General features: G+C 73.3%; 21 protein-coding genes and 1 pseudogene. 9 read left to right on the top strand and 13 right to left on the bottom strand.

Annotation, left to right across the window (positions count from 1 at the left end; all coding sequences use genetic code 11):
* Positions 1-46 precede the first annotated feature (46 nt).
* Positions 47-1,390 carry a PucR family transcriptional regulator gene (locus B6R96_RS37950; RefSeq protein WP_234437649.1) on the top strand — a complete coding sequence of 448 codons (1,344 nt, stop codon included), beginning with the start codon at positions 47-49 and terminating at the stop codon, positions 1,388-1,390.
* Between the two features lie 251 nt (positions 1,391-1,641).
* Here B6R96_RS37950 and B6R96_RS05850 read toward each other — a convergent pair whose 3' ends face one another.
* The 4 genes from B6R96_RS05850 to B6R96_RS05835 form a co-directional block, all read right to left on the bottom strand.
* Positions 1,642-3,024: a DUF1996 domain-containing protein gene (locus B6R96_RS05850; RefSeq protein ID WP_030388792.1), complete on the bottom strand. Its 1,383-nt coding sequence runs from the start codon at positions 3,022-3,024 to the stop codon at positions 1,642-1,644.
* A gap of 9 nt (positions 3,025-3,033) precedes the next feature.
* Positions 3,034-3,672: a DUF4142 domain-containing protein gene (locus B6R96_RS05845; RefSeq protein ID WP_234431918.1), complete on the bottom strand. Its 639-nt coding sequence runs from the start codon at positions 3,670-3,672 to the stop codon at positions 3,034-3,036.
* A gap of 567 nt (positions 3,673-4,239) precedes the next feature.
* Positions 4,240-4,950, bottom strand: a complete 711-nt coding sequence (locus B6R96_RS05840) for a sigma-70 family RNA polymerase sigma factor (protein ID WP_107475472.1) — start codon at positions 4,948-4,950, stop codon at positions 4,240-4,242.
* A 150-nt stretch (positions 4,951-5,100) separates the two neighbouring features.
* Complete coding sequence (locus B6R96_RS05835) at positions 5,101-5,802, bottom strand: hypothetical protein (protein WP_237291340.1); 702 nt, start codon at positions 5,800-5,802, stop codon at positions 5,101-5,103.
* Between the two features lie 244 nt (positions 5,803-6,046).
* Between B6R96_RS05835 and B6R96_RS05830 the strand changes: the two genes are divergently transcribed.
* From B6R96_RS05830 to B6R96_RS05820, 3 genes are all read left to right on the top strand, one after another.
* The gene (locus B6R96_RS05830; RefSeq protein ID WP_237291339.1) at positions 6,047-7,252 is read left to right on the top strand and encodes an MFS transporter; all 1,206 of its coding nucleotides are present in this window, start codon (positions 6,047-6,049) and stop codon (positions 7,250-7,252) included.
* Positions 7,249-8,379, top strand: coding sequence for a sugar ABC transporter permease (locus B6R96_RS05825; protein ID WP_081524996.1), 1,131 nt, complete (start codon positions 7,249-7,251; stop codon positions 8,377-8,379). Before B6R96_RS05830 ends, B6R96_RS05825 begins: the two co-directional genes overlap by 4 nt.
* A 91-nt stretch (positions 8,380-8,470) precedes the next feature.
* Positions 8,471-9,094: a histidine phosphatase family protein gene (locus B6R96_RS05820; RefSeq protein WP_081521840.1), complete on the top strand. Its 624-nt coding sequence runs from the start codon at positions 8,471-8,473 to the stop codon at positions 9,092-9,094.
* 20 nt (positions 9,095-9,114) lie between these two features.
* Here B6R96_RS05820 and B6R96_RS05815 read toward each other — a convergent pair whose 3' ends face one another.
* The 3 genes from B6R96_RS05815 to B6R96_RS05805 form a co-directional block, all read right to left on the bottom strand.
* Positions 9,115-10,617, bottom strand: a complete 1,503-nt coding sequence (locus tag B6R96_RS05815; RefSeq protein ID WP_203351593.1) for a hypothetical protein — start codon at positions 10,615-10,617, stop codon at positions 9,115-9,117.
* Between the two features lie 68 nt (positions 10,618-10,685).
* The gene (locus B6R96_RS05810; protein WP_081521838.1) at positions 10,686-11,075 is read right to left on the bottom strand and encodes an ASCH domain-containing protein; all 390 of its coding nucleotides are present in this window, start codon (positions 11,073-11,075) and stop codon (positions 10,686-10,688) included.
* 10 nt (positions 11,076-11,085) lie between these two features.
* Positions 11,086-12,219, bottom strand: coding sequence for an acyl-CoA dehydrogenase family protein (locus B6R96_RS05805; protein ID WP_237291338.1), 1,134 nt, complete (start codon positions 12,217-12,219; stop codon positions 11,086-11,088).
* 144 nt (positions 12,220-12,363) lie between these two features.
* Here B6R96_RS05805 and B6R96_RS05800 point away from each other — a divergent pair, with 144 nt between their 5' ends.
* From B6R96_RS05800 to B6R96_RS05785, 4 genes are all read left to right on the top strand, one after another.
* Complete coding sequence (locus B6R96_RS05800; RefSeq protein WP_081521836.1) at positions 12,364-14,250, top strand: CoA transferase; 1,887 nt, start codon at positions 12,364-12,366, stop codon at positions 14,248-14,250.
* Entirely contained in the window at positions 14,247-15,908 is a 1,662-nt protein-coding gene (locus tag B6R96_RS05795) for a class I adenylate-forming enzyme family protein (protein WP_081521835.1), read from the top strand. The genes B6R96_RS05800 and B6R96_RS05795 overlap by 4 nt, the downstream gene beginning before the upstream one ends.
* A 114-nt stretch (positions 15,909-16,022) precedes the next feature.
* Positions 16,023-16,994 (top strand): MerR family transcriptional regulator, encoded by a 972-nt coding sequence (locus B6R96_RS05790; protein ID WP_081521834.1) that lies wholly within the window; start codon positions 16,023-16,025, stop codon positions 16,992-16,994.
* Positions 16,991-17,356, top strand: a complete 366-nt coding sequence (locus B6R96_RS05785) for a hypothetical protein (protein WP_081521833.1) — start codon at positions 16,991-16,993, stop codon at positions 17,354-17,356. Before B6R96_RS05790 ends, B6R96_RS05785 begins: the two co-directional genes overlap by 4 nt.
* A gap of 78 nt (positions 17,357-17,434) precedes the next feature.
* On the opposite strand, the gene B6R96_RS05780 is transcribed toward B6R96_RS05785, so the two are convergent.
* The 3 genes from B6R96_RS05780 to B6R96_RS05770 are packed head-to-tail and all read right to left on the bottom strand — an operon-like array spanning position 17,435 to position 19,703.
* Positions 17,435-18,235: a metal ABC transporter solute-binding protein, Zn/Mn family gene (locus B6R96_RS05780; RefSeq protein WP_081521832.1), complete on the bottom strand. Its 801-nt coding sequence runs from the start codon at positions 18,233-18,235 to the stop codon at positions 17,435-17,437.
* Complete coding sequence (locus B6R96_RS05775; protein WP_237291337.1) at positions 18,193-19,071, bottom strand: metal ABC transporter permease; 879 nt, start codon at positions 19,069-19,071, stop codon at positions 18,193-18,195. The genes B6R96_RS05780 and B6R96_RS05775 overlap by 43 nt, the downstream gene beginning before the upstream one ends.
* Positions 19,068-19,703, bottom strand: a complete 636-nt coding sequence (locus tag B6R96_RS05770) for a metal ABC transporter ATP-binding protein (RefSeq protein ID WP_030388808.1) — start codon at positions 19,701-19,703, stop codon at positions 19,068-19,070. Before B6R96_RS05770 ends, B6R96_RS05775 begins: the two co-directional genes overlap by 4 nt.
* 286 nt (positions 19,704-19,989) lie before the next feature.
* Between B6R96_RS05770 and B6R96_RS05765 the strand changes: the two genes are divergently transcribed.
* Positions 19,990-20,409: a TOBE domain-containing protein gene (locus tag B6R96_RS05765; protein ID WP_053168651.1), complete on the top strand. Its 420-nt coding sequence runs from the start codon at positions 19,990-19,992 to the stop codon at positions 20,407-20,409.
* Between the two features lie 14 nt (positions 20,410-20,423).
* On the opposite strand, the pseudogene B6R96_RS05760 reads toward B6R96_RS05765, so the two are convergent.
* The 3 genes and pseudogenes from B6R96_RS05760 to B6R96_RS05750 form a co-directional block, all read right to left on the bottom strand.
* Positions 20,424-20,750, bottom strand: a pseudogene (locus B6R96_RS05760) (molybdopterin-dependent oxidoreductase); the annotation flags it as partial.
* Between the two features lie 11 nt (positions 20,751-20,761).
* Positions 20,762-23,530, bottom strand: coding sequence for a molybdopterin-dependent oxidoreductase (locus B6R96_RS05755; protein ID WP_081521831.1), 2,769 nt, complete (start codon positions 23,528-23,530; stop codon positions 20,762-20,764).
* Complete coding sequence (locus B6R96_RS05750; RefSeq protein WP_053701710.1) at positions 23,527-24,351, bottom strand: FAD binding domain-containing protein; 825 nt, start codon at positions 24,349-24,351, stop codon at positions 23,527-23,529. The genes B6R96_RS05755 and B6R96_RS05750 overlap by 4 nt, the downstream gene beginning before the upstream one ends.
* Positions 24,352-24,530 lie beyond the last annotated feature (179 nt).

Genomic DNA, 24,530 nt, shown 5'->3' with positions numbered 1-24,530 from the left:
CGCTCTTCCCCGGACAAGCCTCACCCCGGCACGAACGAGGAAAACGATGTGCGAACTTCTGAACCGCATCTGGTCCCGCCCACGTGGCGAGTGGACGCGCGTCCTGCGCAGGGAACTCCCCGCGCTGGCCGCCGAGATAGTGGAGGAGCTTCTGCATGGAATTCCGGAATTTTCCGCACTTATCGATGACAACGATGCCATTGATGACGAGTTGTTCCGGCAGCGGGTGGAAGAGGCACTCCTCACCGTCCTCGGCTACCAGGAACAACCCCGGGAACAAGCACCGGACGGGCACGATGAACAGGCCGAGAGCGAGGACGAGATCGAGAACCACGTCAAGGTCGAGAACAAGTTCGAGAGCAAGGCTCGGCACGGGACCGCATCCGGGTCCGCATCCGGGATCGAGCCCGGACTCGCGGCCCGGGAGGAGTGCGAGGTCACGCACGAGGGCCGGCACGAGGGCCTCCGCGAGGTCCGCGCCGACGGCGTTCGCGAGGTCCGCCCCGTCGGCCTCCGCGAAGCACGACTCGAAGCCCGGCACGACGCCCGGCACGAGGGCCGCCACGACGGTCGCCGCGATGGCGTCCGTGGGAGCGAGCAGGCACGCCAGGACCTCTTCAAGACCCTCACCGATGACAGGGCCGCGTCCGAGATGTCCCTCAGCGAGCTCGCGGAGGCGGCCGGCTGGCCCCTCCCGCCGGCCGTGCGGGCCATCGTGCCGGCCACGCCCGGCGAGACCCAACAGCTCGCCGCCGTACTGGACCACGCACTGGTCGGCATGTTCGCGGGCCGTCCGTGCCTGCTCGTCCCCAGCACCGACCCGGACAACCGCGCCCCATTGGAACACCTGCTGCGCGGCCGGTTCGCGGCCGTGGGCCACGCCGTGCCGCTCCGCGACACGGCCTCCTCGCTGCGCTGGGCCCTGCGCCTGTCCGCACTGACACCCGCCCGCCCGGGTGTCGAGGTCAGGCCCGTCTTCGTGGACGACCACCTCTCGACCCTCCTGCTTCTCCAGGACGAGCCCCTGGCCCACGCGCTCGCCGCCCGCTGGCTGCGCCCGCTGGCCGACCTCACCCCCCGCCAGAGCGAGCGGCTGGAGGTGACCCTGCTCGCCTGGCTGGAAGGCGGCGGGGCGCCCGAGGCCGCCAAGGCACTGAGTGTGCACCCGCAGACGGTCCGGTACCGGATGCGTCAGCTGGAGAAGCTCTTCGGCACCGGCCTGCGGGACCCCCGTACCCGCTTCGAGCTGGAGATGGCCCTGCGCAGCCGCCGGCTGATGGCCCAGGTGCGCCGTCAGCACTCGCGGGTGGGCCGCAGGGCCGCCCGCGTGATCCAGGCCGACTTCACCCCCCTGGTAGTCGGCCGGATGGCCCGCGTCAACGGTCTGTAGTACCGAAGGCAACAGCGGCCCACCACACCCTCGCACCGCACACAGTCCGGCCCGGCCCCGTATCACGGGGCCGGGCCGGACTGTTCTGTGTGTGCGGTGGCCGGGACGCGGTCAGGACGCCGGGGCTCCGTACACACCTGCGGTGTTGGCCCGAAGTCGGCTCCGGGCCAACACCTGTCCCGGACCGGACGCGGTGGTGGAGGAGGGGGAGCGTCCGGCCCGGGAGTGGAGGGGGTGTAATGCCGCCGGTATCAGCGGCAGTTGCGTCCTTCGTTGATGCAGCCGACGGCCTTGTTCATCAGGCCGTTCGACATCACGTTGATGAAGTCGTCGTGGTCGGTCACCGGCTTGTGCAACTGCTCGGGGAAGCTGTCGACGGCGAAGCGGGCACCCGGCGCCACCCCGTAGGTGAGGCGCATCACCAGCTGCGGAATGGCCTTGAAGCCGTTCTGGCAGCGGCCGTTCTTGTCGGGGAAGGCCACGTGCGTCCGGTGGTTGGCGCTGTCGATGTTCTTGCCGTCCCAGCAGCTCTGGAAGGTGAACGAGCGCACGACGTCGCTGCCCTTGGGGCAGACCGGGTACTTGTCCTTCAGCTGGCGGTTCTCGAATCCGGTGCAGCTCCACGAGGCGTTGGCGTTGGCCGTGCCGTTGGTGAAGGCCTTGGCGTCACCGGTGATGATGCGCAGGAAGCGGGGCATGGCCGTGACCTTGCCGGCGGGGCTGCCCTTGAAGGTGATCGACACCTGCTTCGGCTGGAGGATGGTGCCGACGTTGCCGTCCTGGCCGCCGCCGGGAGCCTTGGCGTCGCGTTCCACCTTGCCGTCGCGCAACCGCAGCACGGGCCAGTAGTAGCTGGACTGGTCGCCGTTGCCGCAGGTGGTGCCGGACTTGGCGAGGCTGTCGTTGGTGGAGAAGGCGTCGGTGGAGTTGTTGCCCACGTAGTCGTGCATGTGGTGGGCGCCGTTGGAGACACCGGGGGCGACGATGACGTTGTCGGGGTTGAAGTGGCCGTTCTCGTTGCGGCCGCACTGTGAGGTGAAGGATCCCTTCGAGGCGTTCCCCCCGGCCGCGGGGGTCTTCACGTTCGGCCGGATCTTGGTGATGTTGACGAAGTCGTTCTTGGCCGGACCGCCCTTCTGCCCGGCGGCCTGGGCGGCGACGCCCTGCTCGCCCTTGCTCGCGGCCGCGGCAGCGGCGTCGTCCGCCGCGGGAGCCTGTTTGACCGTGCACGCGCTCAACTTCTGCAGCTCCGCCGGAGCCTGGCCGGCACCGCCCATCGCATCGGTCATGCCCTTGATCGTCTTGTCGCGCTGCTGTTTCAGATCGCCGAGGAGGGCGGCGTCGCCCTTGGCCTTGCCCGCGGCGAGCCTCTTGTAGGCGTCGGCCACCTGGTTGTCCAGCTTGGCGAGGTTCTCGTCGACCGCGGGCTTGGCCTGATCGGGGACCGCGGTGAGCTTCTCTCCCACGTCGGGGCAGTCGATGGTGGTGGTCATCTCTTGCGCACGATTGCCCCCTTGGCCGGCGGACGCGTTTCCGGCGACGACGGCGACCCCGCCACCGCCCAGTACGAGCGCGGATATCACGCCCAGGACCTTGTTCGACAGCCGTGGGCGTTTGTGGCCCTTTTTACTCATGCGATCACTTCACTTCGTCGGTTGGACATTGTCGGAAAGCGCGTCGAAGTCGACGAGTCCGGTGTCTTCGAGGACCGTGATGTGGTCCAGAACCGTGGCATTGGCGGACGTGGCGAGGGCCCGGACCATCGAGTTCTTGGTCTGTGACCGGATTCCGGCCAGCAGGGCGAACACCTTTCCGTGAGCTCGGCGCAGCAGTTGGACGAACAGTCGTTCGTACTCCTCTCCGCGTGCGCGGTTCATCTGGCCCAGCCAGTCCTGCTGTTGCGCGGACGGCTGGTTGGGCAGATCGACACCGAGGGCCTGACCGACCTGGATGACCTGTCGGTCCAGTTCGGTGTGACCGTCGATGAGGTGCTGGCCGGCCGTCTTGATCGCGGGTCGGGACCCTCGCTGCTGGGCCTGGCGGCCGGCGGGCAGCTCCCACAGTCCCGCGAGCCGGACCTTGCGGACGAAGTCGCGGTCCGCGGCCGTCAGCGGGCCGTAGGCGGTGCTCACGGTGCCACCGCCGTCGTCATCGCCCGCCGGACCCGTGACGGCGGCCGAGGCACGGCTGCCGAAACTGTCCACGGGTATCAGCAACGCGATCAGCGTGAGGGCAAGGGCGCTGATGACGAGGCCGCTTCCGATCGTGTATCTCGTCGCCATCGACAAGCTGCTGATGGATCTCCGCCGCATTGACAGCACAGTGCCTCCTCGCTCCAGGGGCCGGGAGGGGGTGGCGGGGCAGGAGGGGCCGCACTTGCCGTGCGGTGCACACCCGCATTCCCGGGGTGTGACGGGACGCTAGTGCCGGGCGCGCCGCCGCTGCCGGAGGACATCACCATCGGACAAACATCCCGGCGACTCCGCGGAAGGCTGATATCTTGCCGCGCGTCCGCCCATGTGGCCGGGCGCCGCCGCGGCATGTCTGCGTGCCGCGCCGTCATGCCGCCGCACCGCCCGTGTGGCGCATGCATGCCCCACATGTGCGCGCGGTGGCCGAAGGCCAGGTCAGCGTGCGCGCCCCTGCCCGACGACTACCTGCCCGGACGCCGCTCCGCGCGGCCGCGGACCACTGCCGGCCGGCCCCGCCCGGCGCCCCGGACGGCCGTCGCGTTGTGCCCGCGCGCCCGTGCCGGGCCGGGAAACGGTGCGCGAAGACGCGGGAGGGGCTGCGGAGCGCCGTGTGCGCCCCGCAGCCCCTCCCACCCTCCCGCCCGTCCGTACGGAGGATCAGGTGGGGGCCACCGCCGTGAGCGTGCGCTCGACCGCAGTCCGGGTGGTTCCGGAGGCGGTGCGGTCGGGCCGCGGAGCCGGCGGCTCCGGCACGGGATCGGACGTACGGGTGTCCGTCAGCAGCGCGATGAGCGACGTGCGGGCACGGGCCACGCGGGAGCGGACCGTACCGATCGGGCAGCCGACGGCCGTGGCCGCCTCCGCGTAGGACAGCCCCAGCAACTGGGTCAGTACCAGGGCCTCCCGGCGCTCGGACGGGATCAGGGCGAGCAGCTCCGCCAGGGCGATGCCGTCCTCGAAGCCCGGCACGTCGTACGGCTGGGTCTGCTCGGCGGCCGTCTGCCAGTCGCATCGGTCCGAGAGTCTGGGCCGGGCCGCCGCGTGCCGGAGGCTGTCCACCACCGTGCGGCGGGCTATGGACAACAACCAGGTCCGCGCGGAGGAACGGCCCTCGAAGCGGTGCAGGCTCGCCAGCGCGCGCAGGAACACGTCCTGGGTGAGGTCGTCGGCGGCCTGGGTGTCCGCGCTCAGGTAGGCCACGTAGCGCCAGACGTCACGCTGGAGCGCGCGGACGAAGCGGTCCGTCTTCACCGGATCGCCGTCCCGGGCTTCCAGCGCCAGCCGGGTCACCTCCGCGTCGGAGTCGGGGGTGCGCCGGGCCGGCCGGTCGCCGGCGGTACAGGAAGGGGTCGTCAGGGCAGCAGTCATCGCCACAAGGTCCTTACGGGCAAGGGGTGTCCGGCGCCCGCGAGCGGGCGGGGCCGGTGGGGGAGCGGCCTGCCGGAGGGCATGGCCGAGGCCCGAGGCGCGGCATACGGGTGCGGTAGCGGTCGCGGACGCGGCTCGGGGAACCAGCTGTCAGAGGACAGCGGTTCCCACGGGCGGACCGCGTGAGGTGATGGCGTGGGCGAGGAACAGCCGGCGCGGTGCGCGGTGGGCCCGCCGCCGGCTCATCCGGCCGGCCGGCCGGCGTACGGGTACGGCCGTACGGAGCAGCAGGCGCAGCGGAGTCCAGAGGCGGGCGGCGACGGCGCGCACCACGCGGAAGGCGGCCCGCTCGCCGTGGGCGAGCCACAGCCCGCACAGCACGGCGGCCAGCACGTGGGCCGCGAGCATGCCGGTCGGTGACATGGCGGCCGCTTCGTGCATACCGCCCGGCAGCGGCCCGCCGGTTGCGGCGGTCGCACCGGTCGCACCGGTCGTCACGGTCAGGGAGGTCAGGGAGGACGCGGTGTCCGCGGTCCCGTGCATCGCATGGTGCGCGTGAGCAGCGGCTTCCGGCATTCCGACGCCGGACGGCGGCTGCGGCATCTGCCCGGATCCGGCCGTCGGGGCGGCCGGCACGAGGGACTGGGCGAGGGTGAAACCGGTGTGGAGCACGGCCTGGACGGCGACGGCCGCCGCCGTGACGGCCGGCAGCCCGCGCTCCCGCCCGGCGAGGGCCCACGCGGTGGCCGCCGTGCCGGGGAGGGCGACGGCCAGGGCCCACCAGGGCACTGCCGCGCCCGACATGAGCAGGTGGCCGGTGGCCGCGAGCAGCACACAGAGGGCTGCGAACATCGCAGCCCTCACGGCACGTAAACAGCGGACCGGGTTCATGGAGGGCTCATCCTTGCACCGGCCGCTCGAGCCACACATCAGGGTGCGCACTTCCGGACAAGTTCCCGCGTCCTGCCGTGTCATGGCGGGGGCCGCCCGCCTCGTGTGGTGCAGGGCACAAGGGACCGGGGGAACCGCCCCGCCGGTCCATCCGACTGCCTACCCGCTCGGTCGAAGAGTTCAACGTCCTGGGAAGGGAGACTTCGTGGCCGCGGAGGGGACGGCGACCGCATCGCCGACGGAGGAAGAGGACGGGGCGGGACGGCAGTTGACCGTACTCCTCACCTGCGCCATGGCGTTCTCCATGCTCCAGCTGTTCCTCCTGGGGGCGTTGGGCCCGCGCCTGGTGACCGAACTCGGCGTGTCACCCGCGGTCCTGGGCCTGACCACCACGATCGGATTCGGTACGGCCGCCGTGCTGTCCCCGGCGGGCGGCCGCATCGTGGACCGGATCGGCCCGCGACGCTCGCTGGTGGTCCTGTTGCTGCTGTCCGCGGCGGCGCTCGCCCTGATCGGCGCCGCCCCCGGCGCCGGTCTGCTGCTCGGCGCCGTCGCACTGGGCGGCGTACCCCAGGCACTGGCCAACCCGGCCACCAACAAGGCGGTGCTGCGCGCCGTCCCGCCCGCCCGGCGGGGCGCGGTGACCGGGCTCAAGCAGTCCGGTGTGCAACTGGGCGCCTTCGCGGCCGGCCTGCCGCTCGCCCTGCTCGCGGGCGGCATCGGCTGGCGCGGCGCCGTCTGGACCGGCTCCGGCGCCGCCCTGCTCGCCGGGCTGTGGGCCCTGCGCGTCCTGCCGGCCGACCCGCCCCCGCCGCCCGCCGGGCCCCGGACGGCGCTCGTGCCGCACGGCATGGTGGCCTGGCTGGCAGTGTTCTCGCTGTTCCTCGGCGCCGGCATCGCCTCGGTCAACACCTACCTGGCCCTCTTCGGCGCGCAGCGGCTGGGCATGGGGCCGACGGCGGCGGCCGCCCTGGTCGCCGTACTCGGCGTGGCGGGGATCGTGGGCCGGGTGGGATGGTCGAAGGCGGCCCGGCCCGGGCGGGCCGAATGGCTCCCCGGCTGGCTGGCCTGCGGGGCCCTGGCCGCGGCGGCCCTGCTGGCGGCCGCCGTGGTGGCGGGCCCGCTGGTGTGGGTCGGGGCGATCGCCGTGGGCGTGTTCGCCGTATCGGGCAACGCCGTCTCGATGGTGCTCGTCATGCAGCGGGCCGCGCCCGGCCGGGCCGGGCAGGACTCGGCGCTGGTCGCGGCCGGGTTCTTCGGCGGATTCGCCGTGGGCCCGCCCCTGTTCGGACTGCTCGCGCAGAGCGGCCGGTACGGTCCGGGCTGGCTGCTGGTGGCGGCGGAGTTCGCGGCGGCGGGCGCCGTCGCGTTCCTGTGGGCCGTACGGGACCGGCGCGAGGGCGCGGCATGAGCGCCGCCGGGGCCGGGCTCGGCCCGGCCCTCGAAGCCGTCATGGAACGGGTGGCGGTGACCGCGGAGGCCGTGGGACCCCGCTTCCCGCTGTACGCCGCACCGGACGACGGGCGCTGGACGACCACCGGACGGGGCTCGTGGACCGGCGGGTTCTGGGCGGGCCTCCTCTGGCTGCGGGCGCGGTACACCGGCGCGGAGGCCGACCGGCGCGCCGCGGCCGCGTGCACGGCTCGGATCGAACCGTGGGTCGCGGCCGACACCGCCACCCGCGGCCTGATCCTCTGGTACGGGACCGCACCCGCCGGCGACGACGCCGGGGCCGCCGCCCTCCGGACCCGGGCCGCCCGGGCGGTACTTGCGGCCCACGACCGTGAACTGGGGCTCGTTCCCTGGGGGGACGCCCTCGGCGGGCCGCGCCTGCTGGCCCGCGTCGACGGCGTGCCGGGTACGGTGCCGCTGCTGGCCGGGGCCGGACCGCAGGGCGTCGCCGCCGCGGCCGAGCACCTCCACCGCCACCTCGACCTCTGCCTCGGAGCGAACCCGGCGGCGAAGGCTCCCGCAGCCAAGACTCCCGGGGCGCCGGCTCCTGCGGTGCTCACCCCCGCCCTGCGCTTCGACGCGGGCACGGGCTGGCAGCCCTGCGCCGACCCGCCACCGGGCTGGAGCCGCGGACGGGCCTGGCTGCTCCTGGCGGTGGCCGACGCCCGGGTGCGCCCGGAGCTCGCGGCGGCCGGCCCCGCCCGCGCCGCCGACCGGCTCGACACGGTTTCCGAACTCCTGCTCGCGCAGGGGGCGTTCCCGGTCCCGGCGGCCGACGACGCCCGGCCGGGCGGGCCGCTCGACACCTCGGCCGCCGCGATCACCGCGGTCGCCCTGCTGAAACTCGCCCGGGTGCCCGGTCCCCGTGCGGCGCAGTACGCGGACCGCGCCGGGGTGATCCTCGACCGGCTCGTGGCGCGCCATGTCAGCGGCCCGGGCTCCGGGCGCCCGCCCGGAATGCTGCTGGACGGCTGCTACGACGCGGGCAAGGACCTGGCGGTCCGGCACGAACTCGTCTGGGGCGACTTCTTCCTGGCCCTCGCCCTCGCCGCCCTGCACGGCGTCGTCGACATCACCCGTATCTAGCCCGTCTCTCGGACGGGCGGAGGGAACCGGCGCCGTAAGCGGCGGCGTCCATCGATGCACAAGATCGTCAGTGGGCGCAGAGGAGTGTGTGATGACCGGCACGGCTACCCGTTACCTCTATCTGGTGCGGCACGGCGAGGCAGCCTCGGAGGAGGGCGGGCTGACGGAAGGCGGCCGTCGGCAAGCGGTGCTGCTCGGCCAACGCCTCCGGGGCGTCCCTCTCGCAGCTGTTCACCATGGCCCGCTGCCCCGGGCGGAACAGACCGCACGGCTGATCGGCGAGCAGCTGGAGGACATTCCCCTGCGTGTTTCGGACGTTGCCGGCGACTACGTTCCCCACATGCCCATGAGAGAGGAACTCCCGGCAGAATCAGCGGACTTCTTCCTCCGCTTCCTCGCCGGCGCCACCGCGGAGGAGCGGGAGCAGGGACCTGCGCTGGCCCGGCAGGCGCTGGACATGTTCACCGGGCCGGTGGACGGCGAGGAGGACCGGCACGAACTGGTCGTCACCCACAACTTCCTCGTCGCCTGGCTCGTCCGGGACGCCATGCATGCGCCGCAATGGCGCTGGCTCGGTCTCAACCACGCCAACGCCGCTCTCACGGTCATCCGATACGCGCCCGGCCGGCCGGCCTCCGTCCTCATCTCCAACGACATGCGGCACCTGCCCCCCGAGCTGCGCTGGACGGGCTTTCCCCCCGAGGTGCACGTCTAGGCCGTCTCTTCGGGGGGTGTCTATCGGCGTCCGGCCGCCGCCTGCGCGGTGGCGGCGCCGTTCAGGCAGTGGTCGAGGAGTGCGTGCATGCGGTCGGCCGGGAGGGACGGGTTGGCCGCGGCGCCCTCTGCGGTGCGGAGGTCGGTGAGGAGGGTCTCCAGAGTCTCCGGTGCCAGGGACGGGTTGGCGGCGGCCGCCCGGCGTACCGACTCGTCCGGGTCGTCCACCGGCGGTCTGCGCAGGTCGGGATCGGCCGCGGCCAGGGCGCGTACCTCGGGGTCCGGGTGGCCGATGAGGTGGGTCAGGCCGGTGCGGGGGAACGCGGACAGGGTCAGCAGGTGCGGGCGGTGGGCGGGGCGGGTCACGAAGACGTCCAGCAGGAGGTGCGGCGGAGCCAGGGGGTGGTGGCAGGCCAGCCGGATCCGTACCCCCTCGTCCTCGTCCTGCGCGAGTGCCTCGACGAGATCTGCGGGCAGGCCGGGCCGGCTCGCCGCAACGCGGCGGAGCACCGGTTCCCCGGACGCCGCGCAGGCGGCGAACCAGTCGGGCGACGGCTCGGTGGCCGGCTTCGTGATCGGGCAGGTGCAGTCGCGACCGTGGTCGACCACACGCTGGACCGCGTCGAATTCGACCCAGGTCCGGATGGAGGGCTGGAGGCGGGCACGCATCCGCACGTCCGCGTCCGGATCCTGCCTCAGCTCCGCCGCCGCCGGTCCCAGGTCGGGCCGGGTGGCGATCAGCCTGCGGATCTCCGTATCGGGGTGGCGGGCGAGCCGGGCCAGGGCGTCGGCCGGGGTATGGCGGTTCCGGGCCAGCGGGTTCACCAAGTCGTGCGCGAAGCACAGCTCGACGACTGCCGGTGACAGGGCGTAGCTGCAGAGCACGGACACCGCGTGGCGTGATCCGATGGGAGGCAGCCTGGCCTCCACCGCCTCCGGGTCCAGCACCCAGCTGCTCTCCCGCGCCGCCTTCCGCACCCCGGGGTCGGGGTCGTCGAGCAGGGCGTCCCGCTGCGCAGCGCTGAGCGACTGCCACTGGTAGGCGGCGCTCGTGCGGAGTGCGGGGTGGTCGTGACCGGCCATGTCCTGAGCGAAGGACAGCGGGATCTGCCGGGAGCACCAGAGCTCCCCGATGATGTCCTGTTCGCTGAGCCTGCCGTCCTCGCCTCCTTCCCGGGCGGTCAGGAAGGTGGCGAGGATGTCGTACGGCAGGGGCCGGACCCACCGGGGCTGGTGCCGGCTGCCGCGGGCGAAATTCGCGCGGACGAGTCCCGAAGGGTCCGATGCCAGGGGAGCCAGCCGTGCGGGGTCGACGTGCAGGTTGTGGGCGAGGGCGCGGCGGATCCGCTCGACGGGGTGGTGGAGGGCTTCGTCGACGACGGCGTCGGGCAGGTCGCGCCCCTCGCACATCAGCAGGCCGGCCTCACCGGCTGCTTCCTCCAGGAGACGTACGAGCACGTCGGCGGGCGCCGCGTCGTTGAAGGCGAGGCCGCGCAGCCACAGTTCACGCAGAGTTTCGGGCACCACGTCATCCTGCCACCCCGCCTCCCGAGCCGGGCCGCCGCACGCAGCCCTGCCGGCCCGCCGGACGATCAACCCGTCAGACGGAAGTGGACGATGGTGGCGTCGTCGGTCGCCTCGATGCGGGGGTAGTGGAACCGCAGCCTGTCCTGCAGCTCGGCCAGATCGCGGAATCCGTCCGCGACGGCGTCCGCGTCGGTCAACTCGCCGACGCGCTTGGAGGTGACCCGAGTGACCTCGCCGGGCAGCACCATCTCGTCGTCCAACTCGAACACCAGGTCCACCGGGCCCGTCCCCACCGTGTTCCGGAGCCGGACGGTGGTCGTCTTCCGCCCGGTGCGAACAGCATCGAGATAGCTGTGATGGAAAGGCAGGGACTGCGTCGCGGCAGGGGCGGCAGGCGCGGCACGCCCGGCCGGCTCCAGGTCTTCTTCCGTCGGCTGATACATCGCGTCGTCCATTCAACCGACCCTACTCGTACGGGCGCAGGACGCGGCGGGCCACGGAGGTGATGTGGAGTTCGTCCGGGCCGTCCAGGATGCGGGCGGCGCCGTGGACCTGGATGGCCGAGTCCGCCACCTGCTGGAGCATGCGCGCGGCCGCGACCTTGGCGAGCCCCACCTCCGTACGCGCGTCCCGCCCGGCGTCGATCAGGGCCACGGCCTCGTGGACGAGGGGGCGGGTGGTGCGCAGGGCCAGTAGCGCGTCGAAGACGTGACTCTGGATCAACTGCTGGTCGGCGAGGGGCCCGCGGGATCCGCTGCGGGCGGCCGCCCGCGCGCACATGAGGTCGAAGGCGCGCTGCGCCTGGCCGAGCCAGCGCAGGCAGCGCAGCGTACGGCCGAGCGCCAGCCGCTCCCCGGCGATGGCGAGGGCGTCCCCGGGTGCGCCGAGGAGGTGGTCGGCCGGGACGCGCACCCGGTCCAGTTCGATCTCGTACTGGCCCCCCGCCCCGAGGACGGGGAGTTCGCGCACGACGCGGAAGCCGGGCGACGCGGTGGGTACGAGCAGCAGCGACAGCCCCTCGCGGTCACCGGGGCTCCCACCGGTGCGGGCCATGACCGTCACCAGGTCGGCCCCGGCGGCGCCGGAGGTGAACCACTTGCGGCCGGTGACGGTCCAGCTTCCGTCCGGCCCGGGCTCGGCGCGCGTGCCGGTCCCGAACGGGTCGGTGCCGGGGACGTCCGGTTCGGTCATCGCGTAGCAGGTCCGCACCTCCCCGGCGACCAGCGGTTTCAGGTACGCCTCGCGGACCGCGGCCCCACCGTGCCGCGCCAGCATCGTCACATCGAGGAGCGGGGCGGACCCCAGCGCGGCCGGACCGTGGTCGCTGGCCCCCTCCACCTCGGCCAGGCCGGCGTACGTACGGAAGTCCAGCCCGCCGCCGCCCAGTTCCACGGGTAGCGGCAGCGCCCACAGCCCCTCCTCCCGGGCCCGGCACCGCAGTTCGGCCAGTGCGGCGGCGGCGGCCGGGCCGCCCCCGTCCAGCACCGCCTCGCGGGGGACCACCCGGGAGCGGACGAACCGGTCGATCCGGCCCTTCACATCGCCTCCATCAGACACCTGTTGTGTGTGCGAGGTGTGGTCCGTGGCTGGATCCGTCACTTCTTTCCTCCTCATTGCCGGGAACTCGCGGGAACGGCCGCCCGACTCCCTGTCCGTGGAACTGGTCGGGCGCGGACGCTCCCGGGTTCCCCGCATTCGGTAAGACCCGGGCGCCGGCCACCGCCGGGCCAGGAGAGGAGAGGCATGGCGTCACCAGCAACCACGCAGACGGTCCGGCCGCTCGACACACTGCGCTTCGACACCTCGGGGCCCCCGCAGATCACGAGCGTCGTCGCCGACCACCTGCGGCTGCTCGGCGCACGGACGGACCGCCCCGTACCGGGGGAGGTGCCCACCGGCACCGGCACCGTCACGGGCGGCACCACCGGCGGCACCACCGTCACCGGAGGCGGCTTCGCCCCGGCGCACGCGACCGCCAGCTGGGCCGATCACGCCGGTGGCCTTGCCGGCGGCCGCGTCGGCGGGCTCGTCGACGAGGCCACCGTGCAGGCCGCCACCGGCGTCATGGCCGTGCACGGCCGCCGCGACGGCAGCCCGCGCGGCCTCGCCGCCGACTACGCGGCCACCGCCACCGGCATCCTCGCCGTGCAGGGGCTGCTCGCGTCCCTCGTGGGCCAGGCCCGCGGCGGACCCGTCCGGGCGGTCAGCACCGGCGCGGACCGGGCGGGCCTGCTCGCCGTCTCCCAGTACCTCGCCGCCGCCGGGGCCGAGGAGGGCGAGGCGGCCGAACTCGCCGCCGGAGGGCCGCCGTTCACCTCCGCCGACGGAGTCCACTTCGAACTGGAGACGCTCGATCCGGAAGTCTGGGCGGCCTTCTGGAAGGCGCTGGAGGCGCCCGTGGAGGCCCTGCGGGCCGGCTGGCGGCCCTTCCAGTTCCGCTACGCCACCGCCTGCGCGCCCTTCCCGGCCGCCCTCCACCTCACGGCGCGCAGCCACACGTGGGAGCGGATCCGCCGGGCCGCGGCCGCCTACGGCGCCCAGGTGTGCGCCCTGCACTCCCTCGCGGAGCGGGCCGCCGAACACGACGGCGCCGCTCCCTGGTCCCTGGTGCCGACAGCCACCGGGCGGCTGGCCACCGGGCGCCTGGCCCTCGGGCCGGGCCGGCCGGCTCCCGGCGCCCCGCCGGGTGCTGCCTCGCCCGGTGTAACGGCCGGCGGGCCGCTGGCCGGGCTGACCGTGCTGGAGGCCGGCCGGCGCATCCAGGCACCGCTCGCGGCGCATCTGCTGGGGCTCCTGGGCGCCGAGGTGATCCGGATCGAACCGCCGGGCGGCGACCCGCTGCGCGGCATGCCCCCGGCCTGTTCCGGGATCTCGGCGCGCTGGCTCGCCCTCAACCGGGGCAAGCAGGCCGTCGAGATCGACATCAAGAGCGAGTCCGACCGGCGACGGCTGCGGGAGATGGCCGCCGGGGCCGACGTCTTCCTGCACAACTGGGCGCCGGGCAAGGCCGCCGAGCTCGGCCTCGACGCCGAGGACCTCGCCCGGGTCAACCCCGCGCTCGTCTACGCCTACACCAGCGGCTGGGCTGACCGGATCGAACACGCCCCCATGGGAACCGACTTCATGGTCCAGGCCCGTACCGGCGTCGGCGAGGCCGTCCGCCCCGAGGGCGAGGCCCCGGCGCCCTCCCTGATGACCCTGCTCGACGTGCTGGGCGGACTGCTCGGCGCCGAGGCCGTCCTCGCGGGCCTGCTGCTGCGCGAGCGCACCGGTCGCGGCGCACGGGTGGACTCCTCCCTGCTCGGCGCGGCCGACACGCTGACCGCCCCGGCCCTGCGCCGGGCGGCCCGCGGCGAGAACCCCCGGCGGCCCGCCGGGTTCCGGGTGCCGCGGCGGACGGCGGACGGCTGGCTCGCGCCCGCCGACGCCGATGCCCGCGCCACGGCCGCCCACGACCTGAGCGGCCTGACCACGACCGAGGCCTTGGCCCGGCTGCACGAGCACGGATTGACCGCCACCGCGGTCACCACCGAGCTGTCCGACCTGCACCACGATCCGCGCTTCACCGGTTCGATCAGCCGCGACGCGCACGGCGCCCCCGCAGTCCCCGACCCCTGGAGCTTCGTATGACCGCCGACAGGCTCGTACTGCACGATCTGCTGCCCGCCGAACTCCGCCGCTCCTGGGTGGTCGACGGGACCTGCCCCGACCTCGACCTCTACAGCCTCTTCCGGGCACGTCAGATCGCCGACCTGCACCGGACGGCCGTGATCGATGCCAAGGGCAAGCTCTGCTACACCGCGCTGGACCGCAAGGTCCGATGTCTGGCCACCGGCCTGCGGGAGCTCGGGATCGGCCCGGGCGACGTGGTCGGCGTACAACTGCCCAACAACCGGACCGCCGTCATCGCCGATCTGGCGCTGGCCGCGCTCGGCGCGATCGCGCTCCCCTTCCCGGTCGGCCGGGGCGTCCTGGAGGCCGAGTGCCTGCTGCGCCGCGCCGAGGCCGTCGCCGTGATCGCGGCGACCGAGCACCGGGAGTTCCGGCACGCCGCCGATCTGAGCACGCTCGCGGGGTCGCTCCCCGCGCTGCGCCACGTCATCGCCGCGGGGCCCGGGACCGCACCCGAAGGAACGGTTCTGCTCTCGGGGCTGCTGCGTTCCGACCCCAGCGGATTCGTCCCCGCCCGGCCCGACCCCGACAGCGCCGCCCGCATCCTCGTCTCCTCCGGCTCCGAGGCCGAGCCGAAGATGATCGCTTACTCCCACAACGCGCTCGCCGGCGGACGGGGCAACTTCCTCGCCTCGCTCATCCCGGACCGCACCCCGCCGAGCTGTCTCTTCCTCGTACCGCTGGCCTCCGCCTTCGGGTCCAACGGCACCGCCGTCACCCTCGCCCGGCACGGCGGCACGCTCGTCCTGCTCGACCACTTCACCGCGGAAGCGGCGATCGAGGCGGTACGCGCACACCGGCCGACGCACATCCTCGGCGTGCCCACCATGGTCCGCATGATGCTCGAACGCCTCGAGGGGACGGACGAGAAACCGCCCGCGCCCACCGCGCTCGTCCTCGGCGGCGCGCCGCTCGACGAGACCACCGCTGCCGCCGCGGCCGAGGCCTTCGGCTGCGCAGTGGTCAACCTCTACGGCTCCGCCGACGGCGTCAACTGCCACACCGGGCTGGGCCGTACGGTGCCGCCCACCGACGGGACCGGCGTCGTCGCCGGGCATCCCGACCCCCGGGTCGCCGAGATCCGGATCGCCGACCCGCAGACGCACGAACCACTGCCCGACGGCGCCGTCGGCGAGATCATCTCCCGCGGCCCGATGACCCCGCTGTGCTACGTGGGCGCCCCCGACCTCGACGCCCGCTACCGGACGCCCGACGGCTGGGTCCGCACCGGGGACCTCGGCTACCTCGACTCCGACAGCGTCCTGCACGTCGTCGGCCGTCTCAAGGACATCGTCATCCGCGGCGGCTCCAACATCAGCCCGGCCGAGGTGGAACGCGAACTCACCGCGCACCCCCAGATCCGCGACGTGGCCTGCGTGGGCATCCCGGACCCGCTGATGGGGGAGCGGCTGGCCGCCTGCGTGGTGCCCCGGGCCGGCATGCACCCCACCCTCGCCTCCCTCGGCGAACACCTCACGAAGCGCGGGCTGGAGCGGCGCAAACACCCCGAGCGGCTCCTGCTGGTCGCGGAACTGCCGCTGACGGCGGCCGGCAAACCCGACCGGGCGGCGCTGCGCGAACGCCTGACCGAGGCCCCGCTCGCCCAGGCGGGCTGACGTCCACATCCCGACGGGAGACTCAACCGGCCGCCGGGAACCCACCGCGCCACTGCGCGGCAGGCTCCCGGGCCCGGTTGAGTCTCCCGTCGGGGGAGACACCAAGCTGGGGTCATGGACAGCGACAGCAGAGGCGACACGCTCCATTCCATCGGAGACCTGTCCCGCCGGACCGGCCTGACCGTGAAGACCATCCGGTTCTACTCCGACCGGGGCATCGTCCCACCGGCCGGCCGCAGCCCGGCGGGCTACCGCCGCTACGGCCCCGACGCGCTCGCCCGCCTGGACCTCGTCCGCACCCTGCGCGCCCTCGGCCTCGATCTCGCGACCGTGCGCAAGGTCCTGGACCGGGAGGTGTCCCTGCCGGACGTGGCCACAGCACACGCCAACGCCCTGGACGTGCAGATCCGCACCCTGCGCCTGCGCCGGGCAGTACTCCGCGCGGTCGCCCGGCGCGGCTCCACACCCATGGAAATGGAACTCATGCACCGACTCGCCACGCTCTCCCAGGCCGAACGACACCGACTCGTCTCCGGATTCATCGACGACGCCTTCGAAGTCCCGCACGAAAACCCCGAGTTCGAGATGCTGATGCGCTCCGTCACGCCCGAGCTGCCCGACGATCCCACGCCCGAACAGGTCGAGGCCTGGGTGGAACTCGCCGGACTCTGCCAGAGCGAGGACTTCCGTGCCGCGCTGCGCCGCATGGCCGAGGACCAGGCACAGGAGCCCGCCCGGCACGACGTCGCCGCCTTGCACGACGCCCTCAACCGGGCGATGCGCGAACGGATCGCCGAGGCCGTCTCCGCCGGCCTCGTGCCGGCCTCGGCGGGCGGCGTGTTCCTCACCGATTCACTGGGAGGCCTCTACGCCCATGCCTTCGAGTGTGCCGACGAGGGCGATCTGCGCCGCTGGCTCCTCGCCCGGCTGCGGACGACCGCCGATCCCCGGTCCGAGCGCTACTGGCAGCTCCTGGCCACGGTCAACGGCTGGCCCCCGTCACCGACGCTCGCCCCCGTGTACTCCTGGTTCTCCGCCGTGTTCGCCAAGGGCGACGCCGACCACCAGGGAGGCCTGACGCGATGAGGACGCGCGCACTGACCTTCGGCCTGTACGCGGACGAGCAGGGGCTGGACTGGGTCAAGAGCCTGGTCGCGGACGCCGTGCACGCGCGCAACGCCCGCGGCACCCGGATCGTGGGCGCGACCGTCGCGCACACCGTCCCCGGGAGCGAGCTGCCGACCGCCGATCTGTACGACTTCCTCGCCGAGCAGTGGGCCGTGGAACATCCCGGGCGGAGCAGCGGGGAACGGCGGGCAGTCGAGCTGCGGGTGCGCCTCGTGTGTTCCGCGCGGACGCGCCGGGCGGTCCGCCGCGCGGTGATCAGTGCCTTGTGTCCCGAGGGGACGGCCTCCCACGCCTGCCGTGTGCCGTGGATGGCCGGCTGAACGCCCGAACGCCCCACGCCCCACGCCCCACGGCACGCCGAGTGCTCGGCGTGCCGTGGGGCGGTCCGGGCCGCAGGATCAGGAGGCGCCCATGGCCTTCTTCAGCTCGGCCGCCGCGTTGCGGTACACCGTCAGCAGGTCCAGGTCCTCACCCGGGTAGTTGACGATCTTGACCTGCTTGGCGCCGGAGTCGGGCAGTACCGTGCCGGTGGACATGTGCGCGTTGTCCAGCACCAGCTCCGGCTTCTTCGCCCCGAGCTCGGCCAGTTGCGCCGGGGTCACGGCCTCGGGTCCGTACGTCCCCACGGGGGTGGCGCCGGCGAGCTTCGCGGCCCAGGTCGTGAAGACCTGGGAGACGACGGAGGGGCTCCTGCCGCCGGGCCAGGCCGCCTGGACGTCCTTGTTCAGCTTCCCGTACTCCGTGTCGAAGCCGGTCTTCCACTGCGTGGCGGCCTCCGCCGTGCCGAACAGCCCGGCCAGCCGGCCGACTTCGGCGGACACCTTGGTGGGATCGTTGTCGAGCTCCACCTCGACCAGCTTCGCCTTGGAGCCCGCCGCCTCCTTGATCTTCGCCGCGTACGGCTCGAAGGGCGCGTACAGCACGAAGTCGGCCTTGGCCACGGCCGCGAGGTCGGAGGGCTTGGGGTCGTAGTCCGGGGCGTGGTGGACGGACTGCGGCACGATGACCTTGATGTCCTCGGCGCCCGCGGCCTTGGCGAAGGCGCCCTCCCAGGTGGTGGTGACGACCACGGACGGCTTGCCGTCCTGCGGGCGCACGGCGTCCACGGGCGAGGGGTCGTTGTTCCCGCAGGCGGCGCTCAGGAGGAGCGCCGCGCTCAGTGCGAGGAGGGAAGGGATTCGGACGCGGGTGCGCGCCATGAGCTGATTCTCCGTTCGGGTATGAAATGCACCGCGAGGACCAGTGCCCCCGCGGTCAGGACGAGGACCGGGCCGGGCGGCCAGTCCAGCCACAGGGCCAGCAGGAACCCCGTCAGATTCACCGCGACGCCGATGCCGATCGCCCACAGGGTGATCGACTTGAGCGAGCTGCCCAGACGGCGTGCGGCGAGTGCGGGCAGCAGGGTCAGGGCGTCGACGAGCAGCGCGCCGGTGAGCTTGATCGCCCCGGCGACGGCGATGGCGACGAGCACCAGCAGCGCGGCCGTCAGCGCCCGCACCGGCACGCCGGAACACAGGGCGAGCTCACGGTCGTACAGCAGCAGGCCGATCTCGCGCCGCCGCCACCAGAACAGGCCAGGGACGACGACGGCCAGTACGCCGAGCACGATCAGGTCGGCGGTGCCCACCGACAGGATCGAACCCCACAACAGGGCGAACGCGCCGGAGGCGTTGACCCCCGACACGGCCAGCAGCAGCAGGGCCGCGGCGATGGCCAGGCTCATCAGCAGGCCCATCGCCCCCGACAGCCCGTCCGGGGTCCGGGCGAGCGGGGCCACGCCCGCACCGGCCAGCGCGCAGGCCACCAGGGCGCACAGCATCGGGTCGAGCCCGGTGAGCAGGCCGACGGCGATGCCCAGCAGCGCGACGTGCATCATCGCGAACCGGACCGGCATGATGTCGAGCCCGACGATGACCACACCGATGACCGGGAGCCCGATCGCGGCCAGCAGCAGGGCCGCACCGGCCCGTTGGACGGGCAGCAGCCGGAGCAGTTCGCCGAGGTCGGCGGTGGCCAGGTGCACGGCCGCGGTCACCGGACCTCCCGCAGGCGGCCCGCGGCCATTTCCAGTACGCGGTCGCAGCGGTCCGCCAGCGCCCGGTCGTGCGTCACCACGATGAGGGTCACCGGCAGGGAGGTCAGGACGTCGGCGGCCTCGGACTGCCCGTCGAAGTCGAGGGCGGCGGTCGGTTCGTCCGCCAGCAGCAACTCGGCCCCCGCGGCGATGCAGCCGATCGCGCGGGCCAGGTACATCCGCTGCAACTGGCCGCCGGAGAGGGTGTGCAGGGGCCGTCCGACGAGCGGACCCACCCCGAGGCGCTCGGCGGCCCCGGCGGCATCCGCCGGAGCGCCGCTGCCGGCCAGCAGTTCGGAGCCGAGCAGCGGGAAGCGGCCGGCGGCCGGCTTCTGCGGGATCCAGGCGCAGGCGCGCCGCCGCCAGGCCCACTCGGCGGGTGACCGGCCCTCCCGGCCGCCGACCCGGATCGAGCCCGTGGTCTGCCGGTGCAGGCCGAGGACGGCGCGCAGCAGCGTCGTCTTGCCCGAGCCGTTGGTGCCGGTCAGGGCCACGCGTTCACCGGCGGCGATCTCCAGATCGACGTCGGCGACGGCCTCCGTCCGGCCGTGCCGGCACACGACGTCCCGCATCCGCACATCCAGCCCGCCCATCACACACTCCCGGCGATCGTCCTCCGCTGCGAGGGAAGGCGAGACTGCGCCTCCCACGTGGCAGTAGTCGGATGCCGGGCGCCCGCAGTTCCCGGCCGCCCGGAATCCGTGCCGGCCGCCCCGAATCACTCCCGGGCGGGCGGGCCCGTACGGGGGCCAGCCGGTCGGGTGGTTCTGGCGCGGTGCCGCGCGAGCGTCGGCGCGGGCCGCATCGGGCGGGTCCTACGGTCGGTCCGTGCGGCCCCTTCGGACCGTGCGCGGCATCGAGACGCGAGGTCGAACCGTCATGAGTCTGAGCATCCGCAACCAGCTCGCGGGCACCGTCACCACCGTCACCGTCGGGGAGGCCATGGCGACGGTCAAGGTCCGGCTGGCCGGCGGCCAGGAGATCACCGCGGCCGTCACCGCGGAGGCCGTCAAGGAGCTGGGCATCATTCCGGGCTCGGCGGTGAACGCGCTCGTCAAGGCCACCGAGGTGGCCCTGGCCACCGCCCCGGTGGCGAACCTCTCCATCCGCAACCAGCTCACGGGCACGGTGGCCGAGGTCACCGCCGGCCCGGCCATGGCCGCCGTGAAGGTCAACGTGAGCGGAGGCGGCCTGACCGCGGCGATCACCGCCGACGCCGTGGCGGCGCTGGGGCTGTCCGCCGGCTCCTCCGTCGTGGCGCTGATCAAGTCGACCGAGATCTCCCTCGCCACCGCCTGAGCCGCGGGCGGTTCTCAGCGGACCGGCGCCGCCAGGGAGCCGAACCACACGTGCGTGACGGCGCTGACGTAGCGTGCGCCGCACCGGTCCGAGGGGACCACCAGCTGGGCTCCCGAGGCGTCCAGGTCCTGCCCGTCCAGGCGGGTGGCGAGCAGCACCGGGCTGTCGCCGAAGTCGGCGTCCAGCTCGGCCCAGGCGAGGACGGTGTGGTGGCCGTCCCCGCCGCTGACGGCGAGCAGGAAACGCGAGCGGTCCTTGCGGCGCCGGGCGTCGAAGGCCGGCCCCGCGCTCGTGACCACGTCGCGCAGCAGCACGCCCTCGAAGACGTGCTGCTGCGGTCCGTCGGCCACTTCTACTTGCTCGTGGCTTGCATCTTCTGCCAGACGGCGTCCCGCGTCACCGGCAGCTCGGTGAAGCGCACCCCGGTCGCGTCGCGCAGGGCGTTGGCGAAGGCCGGGGCCACCGGGTTGAAGGGGCTCTCGCTCATCGACTTGGCGCCGAGCGGGCCGATCGCGTCCGAGGTCTCCATGAAGTGGACCTCGGTGCGCGGGACGTCCGCGTACTGCGGGAGCCGGTAGCGCCGGAACGCTGCCGTGGTCACCTCCCCGCGCTCGTCCACCCGTACCGTCTCGAAGAGGGTGGCGCCCAGGGCCTGGGCCACGCCGCCCTCCACCTGGCCGCGGCACTGCATCGGGTTCATGACCTTGCCCGCGTCCGCCGCGTGCACGCTGCGCAGGATCTTCATCTCCCCGGTGTGCGGGTCGACCGCCAGGCGGAACCACTGGGCGTTGAAGGCGACCGAGCGCGGTGAGCCGGTCCAGTGGCCGTCCGCCGCGACCTCCTCCAGCCTGCCCTTGTCGTACGCGGCCTCGTACAGCTCCTTGAGGGGCACGATGCGGCCGGCGCAGTCGAAGGACTCGGGGCCCGGCGTGCACAGGTGCCGGGCCACGCCCGTGTGGCGGGCCGCGAAGGTCTTGAGGCGCTCGGCGAGCGAGTCGGCGGCCAGCATCACGGCCTTGCCCGCCACCACCGTGCCGGCCGAGCCGAAGGCGCCGGTGTCGTGGCGGACGACGTCCGTGTCCGACTGGCGGACCGTGATCCGGTCGACGGTGGTGTTCAGAGCACCGGCGGTGATCTGCTTGTGGACGGTGGTGGTGCCGTTGCCGAACTCGGCCGTGCCGACGGCTATGTCGTACGTCCCGTCGCGCAGCAGGCTGACCCGCGCGTCGGCGAAGTGGCCGCCCGGGGGACCGGTCGCGATCATCGCGACCGCCGAGCCCGTGCCGGTGAGCCAGCCCTCCGGCACGTCCTCGTGGCTGCGGTCCTCGGCGATGGCCTTGCGGACGACGTCCATGCACTGCTTCATGCCGTACGAGGCGATGAAGAGGTCGGGCTCGTGGCCGATCGGGGTGACCATGTGGTCGCCGGCGCCGATGACGTTCTTCTCGCGCAGTTCCAGCGGGTCCATGCCGAGCCTGATGGCGAGTTCGTCCATCACCGATTCGAGGGCGAAGAGGACCTGGCCCAGGCCGTAGCCGCGGAAGGCGCCGGCCGGGACGGTGTTGGTGTAGACGGAGTAGGCCTCGACCTCCTTGTTCGGCGCCCGGTAGACGGCGAAGGACTCGCCCACGCTGTGGAACATGACCGCCGGTCCGTGGTTGCCGTAGGCGCCGGTGTTGGAGACGACGCGGATGCGCAGGGCGGTGAGGGTGCCGTCGGCCTTGGCACCGATCTTGATGGTGATCTTGAAGGGGTGGCGGGTGGTGGCCCCGTAGAACTGCTCGGCCCGGGTGAATTCGAGTTTCACCGGCCGGCGCAGCTTCAGGGCGGCGAGGACGGCGATGTCCTCGGTCAGCATCTCCTGCTTGCCGCCGAACCCGCCGCCCACGCGGCCCGCGACGACGCGGACCTCGTCCTCGCCCAGGTCGTAGAGGGCGCACAGCGCCCGCCGGGTCAGGAAGGGCGCCTGCGTGGAGGAGCGGACGGTGATGCGCTCCCCGTCGCCCTCCTCCTTGGGCTCGAAGTAGGCGACGCAGCCGTGGGTCTCCAGGCTGGCGTGCTGCACGCGCTGCGTCCGGAAGGTCTCCTCGTGGACGACGTCCGCCTCCGCATACCCCTGCTCCATGTCGCCGAGGGTGTTGTGGACCTCTCCGCACACGTTGTTCTCGGCGCGGAAGATCCCCGACTCCGGGCCCTTGCGGTGCAGGACGGGGGCGCCCGGGAGCATGGCCTCCTCCGGGTCGATCACGTACGGGAGCTCCTCGTACGTCACGACCACGCGCCGGCAGCCCTCCTCGGCGGCCTGCTCGCTGTCGGCGACGACGGCCGCCACCCGCTGGCCGACGAAGCGGACCACGTCGTCCAGGACCCGGGTGTCCATCGGGTCCTCGGTGGGGTGCTCGTGACGGGCGGACGAATACAGCCGGTCGGGGGCGTCGTGGTGGGTGAGGACGGCGTGCACGCCGGGGACCCGGAGGGCGTCCCTGATGTCGATGTCGACAATCCGGGCGTGCGGGTGCGGCGAGCGCAGCAGCTTCATGTGCAGCAGCCCGGGCACCTCGACGTCGAAGGTGTAGCGGGCGGCGCCGGTGACGACGAGCGGCCCCGCGGGGGCGCCCGGGGACCTGCCCACGGCCTGCCCGGCCTCGGGGCTCTCCGTGTGCTTGACCCCGCGGACCGCGTCCTCGATGGCCCGGTAGCCCGTACAGCGGCAGATGTTGCCCTTGAAGGCGCGCGGCAGGTCCTGGAGCTTGCCGTCGTCGTGGGCGGTGCCCTCCTCCGCCTGGAGCGCGGCGGTCGTCATCAGGAAGCCCGCCGTGCAGAAGCCGCACTGGAAGCCCTGGGCGTCCAGGAACTGCTGCTGCGCCGGGTGGAGTTCGCCGCCCGCGCAGGCGAGTCCCTCGACGGTGGTGACGGAGCGGCCCTCGGCGCGGACGGCCGGGTAGAGGCAGCTGTGCACCGGCTGTCCGTCGACGTGGACGGTGCACGCCCCGCAGTCGCCCTGGTCGCACCCCTTCTTCACGCCGAACCAGCCGCGTTCGCGCAGGTACGTGCGCAGGCACTGGCCGGCCCGCGGCTCGGTGTCGAAGCGCCGCTTGTTGATCTCGATCTCGTACGTCATCGGTCGTCCTCGGTGGTGAGCTCGCGGCGGATCTCCTCGGCCAGGCGCAGGGCCATGTGGCGGCGCCATTCGGGCAGTCCGTGGATGTCGTCGTACCACTCGTCGGGGCGGACGGCGCCGTCGATCGCCGCGCGCAGTTCGGCGGCGGTGGGCGGCAGCGCGAACCAGAGGCGGAAGGGGCGGGTGGTGGCGGCGCTGACCGTGACGGCGAGGGAGCCGTCGGCGGGGTCGCAGGCGCCGATGACGAGGGCGCCGGAGCGCCCGAGTCCGTAGAGGGACGCCTGGCGGAAGGCCGTACGGGAGTCCAGCGCGTTCGGGGGCAGCCGCACGGACCGCAGCAGCTCGCCCTCGCGCAGGTCCTTCACCCCGGCGCCGAGGATGAATTCGGTGACGGGCATCCGGCGGGTCACGCCGTCCTGACCCTGGAGGAACACGGTGCCGTCGAGGCCGGCCGTGAGGGAGACCATCGGGCCGGCGGGGAGGCCGTTGCAGAGGTTCCCGCCGACCGTGGCCATGTTCCAGATCTTGAAGCTGGCCAGGAAGGCCCGGCAGCACTGCTCGAAGAGCGGGGCGGCCGTGGTCGGCAGGGTCCGGGCGAACCGCGAGAGCTCGGTGATGGTGCAGGTCGCGGCGATGTCGAGGGAGCCGTCGGGCTGCCAGGACAGGGGCGGCCAGCCCATGCGGGAGAGGTCGACCAGGCGGCGGATGTGCGGCTGCGGCTCGGAGAAGAGGTACGTGCCGCCGCCGAGCCAGGCGTCGCCGGGACGCCAGGGTTCACGGCGGCGCGCGTCGCGCACGTCGAGCACCGTGTTGAGGTCCAATTCGCGCCACCAGCCTTTCCGGCCTGACAGGGGTACCGAGGGGTTTCCGCCAGTGAAGCAACGGGGGCGGTGCCGGGACGACTGGTCCCGGCCACGGAAACGGACGAGTCCGGGACCTCCCCTCATGGAGGATCAACCAAGAGGCGTACCGGGTTTTTCACCTAGCATTTACGATGACT

It is taken from the genome of Streptomyces sp. Sge12, assembly GCF_002080455.1.
Classification (GTDB): Bacteria; Actinomycetota; Actinomycetes; order Streptomycetales; family Streptomycetaceae; genus Streptomyces.
Note: the sequence above shows the minus strand (reverse complement) of the source record. Positions and strands in the feature narration are given on the sequence as shown.

Coding starts and splice junctions, on each gene's coding strand:
- B6R96_RS05780 (WP_081521832.1), bottom strand. CDS start 18,235: ATGGCGCGCACCCGCGTCCGAATCCCTTCCCTCCTCGCACTGAGCGCG.
- B6R96_RS05835 (WP_237291340.1), bottom strand. CDS start 5,802: ATGTTCGCAGCCCTCTGTGTGCTGCTCGCGGCCACCGGCCACCTGCTC.
- B6R96_RS05755 (WP_081521831.1), bottom strand. CDS start 23,530: ATGACGTACGAGATCGAGATCAACAAGCGGCGCTTCGACACCGAGCCG.
- B6R96_RS05795 (WP_081521835.1), top strand. CDS start 14,247: ATGACCGCCGACAGGCTCGTACTGCACGATCTGCTGCCCGCCGAACTC.
- B6R96_RS05810 (WP_081521838.1), bottom strand. CDS start 11,075: ATGGACGACGCGATGTATCAGCCGACGGAAGAAGACCTGGAGCCGGCC.
- B6R96_RS05790 (WP_081521834.1), top strand. CDS start 16,023: ATGGACAGCGACAGCAGAGGCGACACGCTCCATTCCATCGGAGACCTG.
- B6R96_RS05770 (WP_030388808.1), bottom strand. CDS start 19,703: ATGGGCGGGCTGGATGTGCGGATGCGGGACGTCGTGTGCCGGCACGGC.
- B6R96_RS05785 (WP_081521833.1), top strand. CDS start 16,991: ATGAGGACGCGCGCACTGACCTTCGGCCTGTACGCGGACGAGCAGGGG.
- B6R96_RS05765 (WP_053168651.1), top strand. CDS start 19,990: ATGAGTCTGAGCATCCGCAACCAGCTCGCGGGCACCGTCACCACCGTC.
- B6R96_RS05825 (WP_081524996.1), top strand. CDS start 7,249: ATGAGCGCCGCCGGGGCCGGGCTCGGCCCGGCCCTCGAAGCCGTCATG.
- B6R96_RS05845 (WP_234431918.1), bottom strand. CDS start 3,672: ATGGCGACGAGATACACGATCGGAAGCGGCCTCGTCATCAGCGCCCTT.
- B6R96_RS05850 (WP_030388792.1), bottom strand. CDS start 3,024: ATGAGTAAAAAGGGCCACAAACGCCCACGGCTGTCGAACAAGGTCCTG.
- B6R96_RS05820 (WP_081521840.1), top strand. CDS start 8,471: ATGACCGGCACGGCTACCCGTTACCTCTATCTGGTGCGGCACGGCGAG.
- B6R96_RS05840 (WP_107475472.1), bottom strand. CDS start 4,950: ATGACTGCTGCCCTGACGACCCCTTCCTGTACCGCCGGCGACCGGCCG.
- B6R96_RS37950 (WP_234437649.1), top strand. CDS start 47: ATGTGCGAACTTCTGAACCGCATCTGGTCCCGCCCACGTGGCGAGTGG.
- B6R96_RS05800 (WP_081521836.1), top strand. CDS start 12,364: ATGGCGTCACCAGCAACCACGCAGACGGTCCGGCCGCTCGACACACTG.